The organism is Vicinamibacteria bacterium, from assembly GCA_035620555.1.
In the GTDB taxonomy this organism is placed as follows: Bacteria; Acidobacteriota; Vicinamibacteria; order Marinacidobacterales; family SMYC01; genus DASPGQ01.
In genome coordinates this window covers 1-3,846 of sequence record DASPGQ010000045.1, presented here as the reverse complement: position 1 = coordinate 3,846, position 3,846 = coordinate 1, and the positions used below count along the sequence as shown (strand labels likewise).

The window sequence follows — 3,846 nt, the reverse complement described above, 5'->3', positions numbered from 1 at the left end:
CGTGTGCTCCTCTTCACGCTCGCGGTCTCGGTCCTGACAGGCGTCGTCTTCGGTCTCGCACCCGCGCTCCAGGCGGGACGTCGCAGCCTCGTGCCCGCATTGAAAGCCGATCCGGGGTTGGCTGGTTTTCGCGCACGCCGATTCAGCTTGAGAAATTTTCTCGTCGTCGCGCAGCTCGCGGTCTCGTTCGTGCTCCTCATCGGCGCCGCGCTTCTTCTCCGAAGTGCGGCGAACGCGAGAAGTCTCGATCCCGGTTTCGAGACCGAGCGCATCGTGATGTTCAGCAGCCATCTGGGTCTGCATGGATACAACGAGGAGACCGGTCGCCTGCTCTACGAGCGCGCGATCGAACGGCTCCGGGCGCTTCCCGAAGTCGAGGCCGCCGCGCTGGCGAGCAAGGTGCCGCTGGGTGCTTCGGTTTTGACCCGAACGGTAGCGCCGGAGGGACGGGAGCCGGATCGCGAGGCGGATTGGCCCGAGGTCGATGCCGCCGAGTTGTCGCCGGGATACTTCCGCTTGATGGGCATCCCAATCGTTGCCGGACGCGATTTCGGCTCGATTGACACGGTGGAGTCCCCACCCGTGGTGATCGTCAACCGGGCCGCCGCGGATCGCTTCTGGCCGAGTGTGGATGCAATCGGTCAACGCCTCGCGACGGGAACGAACGCTTCCCGGCGAAGGGTCTTCGAAGTGATCGGCGTCGTGGAGAACGCGAAGGTGCGGACCCTCGGCGAAGATTTCCGGCCCCAGGTCTACTGGGCGGCCTCTCAGGACTACTCGCCGATGATGTACTTCCTCGCTCGCACAAGGGGATCGGCCACGTCCGCCTTCGAGACGGTGCGCGCCGAGATTCTCGCGCTCGAGCCGAGTCTCGCTTTCTTCGAAGCGAAAACCATGCGACAGAATCTCGCGATCACGCTCTTCCCCGTGCACATGGGTGCGATTCTCCTGGGGCTCTTCGGTGGTCTCGCCGTGCTCCTCGCGTCGATCGGCTTGTACGGAGTCATCGCCTATGCCGTGAGCCGCCGAACGCGTGAGTTCGGCATCCGGATGGCCCTCGGGGCGAGCGGTCGCGACATCGCCGCGATGGTGACGGGGCAAGGGCTCCGTCTCGTTCTCGTGGGAGCGGTCGTCGGCGTCATGGTGGCGCTAGCGGGAGCGCGGGCGCTCTCCGCAGTGCTCTACGGCGTCGGAGCCAACGATCCACCGACGTTTGCGGTGACAGCGGTCGCCCTCATCGCCGTCGGTCTGCTCGCGAACTGGATTCCCGCCCGGAAGGCAGCGGGCATCAAACCAATCGCGGCCCTCCGCTACGAGTAGCGGTCAACGCCGCTCCGCAGTCATTATGATCTCCACGAGAGCGTCCGCCGACATGAGCTGCGCCCCCACCGTGGCGCGTGCCGGAGGGGGCGAGGGCATCATCTCCCGGTACACCTCGTTCATCGCATCGTAGTAGCGAATGTCCGAGAGGTAGACCATTACATCGACGACGTCTTCGAAGCCGAGTCCGTCGGCTTCGAGCGTGGCCTTCAAGTTCTCGAGAGCCTGCCGGGTCTGGGCCTTCGCGTCACCCTTCGGATAGCCGTCGGGCCCCCGCCCGGTCATGCCGGAGAGGAACAGGCGCCCGCCGGCCGCGACGGCCGAGGACAGAGGGCTCGTCGAGGGAGCGCGTCCGGCGGGGGACACTACCTTCCGCGCCGGATCCTTCACCGCGGTGCACTGTATCTCCGACAGGAAGGCGGGGTTCATGAGCCGGGATCGGACCGTCGCGCGGCTCGGGGGGGCGCTCGGAAAGAACGTGCGGTACACCTCGTTCATGTCTTGAAAGTAACGGGCATCGTCGAGAAAGACTTTGCAGCCCACCACGTCTCCGTAGCTCATGCCCGCCTCCTCGAGCACCAGGCCGACGTTTTCCAGCACGCGCTTGGTCTGTATCTTCATGTAGCCGGCAACCGGCTCGTAGGTCTCCGGGTCTCGGGCGGTCGCACCGGCGACGAAGAGCGTCGAGCCCACCTGGACGCCCCAGCTGTACGGAAGCTCCGGGGATTTCATCGTGCCCGGTTTGATGACTTTCTTTTCGACCCCTGGACGGGCGGCGATCATGGAAATCTCGACGAGGGCGCCGGGGATGGCGATGTCGGCCTCCACCGTGGCACGAATCGGCGGGTCCTGTGGAAAATAGGTCTTGTAGACGTCGTTCATCGCGGAAAAGTGCCGAGCGTCGGACAAGAAGACGTTGGAACTGACGACCCGCGAGAAATCCATGCCGGCGGCTTCGAGCACGTCGCCGAGGTTGTCCATGGCCTGTCGGACTTGCGCCTGGATTCCGTCGGGCACTTCGAGCGTGCCGGGTTTGTTGCCGATGGCCCCCGCGAGGTAGAGAAAGTCGCCCGAAAGGACCGCAGGACTGAAGGGCAGCCCGACGTCCATTCCCTGAGGAGCGATGATCTTCTTCTCCGCGGCTGATGACGCTGCGGCCAAGGCGAGTAGCCACAAAAAGAAACAACGTTTCATAAAGCGCTGACCTCCCTCGAGATGCCGAAATATACAACGCCGCGGCATATAATTCCCGCTCGGTCCGGGTGGAGCTTTGAACGACGTTTTCGAGTATCGCGATGACGTGCTGGTCGCGGATGGGATTCCGCTCTCCGAGATCGCCGCTTCTCACCCCACGCCGTTCTATGTCTACGTTCCTCGAGCGCTCGTTTCGCGCTACCGCAAGCTCGATGCCGCGTTCTCCGGCTCGTCCCATTTCCACGCGGTGGCTCTCAAGGCGAACACCCAGCCCGCCTTGTTGCGTCACCTCGTCAACGAAGGTGCGGGCGCGGAAGTGGTCTCGGGCGCGGAGTTGGCCCTTGCGCTCGCGCTCGGATTCGCGCCTTCGAAGATCGTGTTCTCGGGAGTGGGAAAGACGGAGCGGGAGCTTCGCTCCGGAGTGATTGCCAATGTGGCGATGTTGCTCGTCGAGTCGGAACAGGAGCTCCGGATGCTCGATGCGATTGCCGCGCGCGCCGGGCGCCGCGCAAGCGTCGCGCTCCGTCTGAATCCCGACATCGACGCCGGAACCCATCGCCATATCGCGACGGGAATCAAGACGGCAAAATTCGGATTGGACGCCGAGCAGGCGCGTCAGCTCTACGCCGCCCACCGTGAGTTTTCCGCTCTCGATTTCGTCGGCGTGCATTCCCACATCGGGTCGCAGATCACGGCGCTCGAGCCGCTCGCCGCGAACGCGCGGATTCTCGCCGAATGGGTACGCTCGCTCCGGGGCATCGGCGTCGAGCTGAAGTACGTCGACATCGGCGGTGGAGTCGGGATCCGCTACCACGGAGAACGGGCGCCGAGCTTCGACGGCTACGCCGAAAGCGTGATCGCGCCCTTCGCCGATCTCGACGTCACGATCGTCACCGAGCCTGGTCGGATCTTGTTCGGACCGGTCGGCGCCTTCGTGGTACGGGTTCTATACGTGAAACGGGTTCACGAGCGTGGTTTCTTGGTCGTCGATGCCGGGCTCAATGATTTCCTGAGGCCGGCGCTCTACGGCGCCTATCATCGCATCGTTCCGTTGCGACAGAAACGTGGTGCGGCCCGAACCGTCGATGTCGTGGGTGCCGTGTGCGAGAGCTCCGACGTCTTTGCCCGCGACCGCTCTCTCGTGGCGCCCGAGCCAGGCGACTTCCTCGCAATCCTCGACGCGGGAGCCTATGGATTCGTGATGAGCTCGAACTACAACTTGCGGGCTCGACCCGCGGAGCTCGTGGTCGAGGAGGGACGTTTTCGGATCGTCCGAACAGCCGAGACCGAGGAGGAGCTGGTGGCGCGCGAGCTTGCCGGCGGCGGATGAGT

Annotated in this window: 3 protein-coding genes; 2 read left to right on the top strand and 1 reads right to left on the bottom strand. The window is 64.5% G+C overall.

Annotated features, from left to right (window positions below):
- Positions 1 to 1,320 (top strand): FtsX-like permease family protein (locus VEK15_01660; protein ID HXV59369.1); only part of this gene is annotated, 1,320 nt, incomplete at its 5' end.
- Positions 1,321 to 1,323: 3 nt separating this feature from the next.
- On the opposite strand, the gene VEK15_01655 is transcribed toward VEK15_01660, so the two are convergent.
- A complete protein-coding gene (locus tag VEK15_01655; protein ID HXV59368.1) occupies positions 1,324 to 2,514 on the bottom strand; it encodes a RidA family protein in 1,191 nt (396 codons plus the stop codon).
- Between the two features lie 76 nt (positions 2,515 to 2,590).
- On the opposite strand from VEK15_01655, the gene lysA reads away from it, so the two are divergent.
- Positions 2,591 to 3,844, top strand: coding sequence for a diaminopimelate decarboxylase (gene lysA, locus VEK15_01650; GenBank protein HXV59367.1), 1,254 nt, complete (start codon positions 2,591 to 2,593; stop codon positions 3,842 to 3,844).
- Positions 3,845 to 3,846 lie beyond the last annotated feature (2 nt).

Bases quoted from the DNA above. Each gene is read 5' to 3' on its own strand.
- VEK15_01655 (HXV59368.1), bottom strand. From the start codon at position 2,514: ATGAAACGTTGTTTCTTTTTGTGGCTACTCGCCTTGGCCGCAGCGTCA.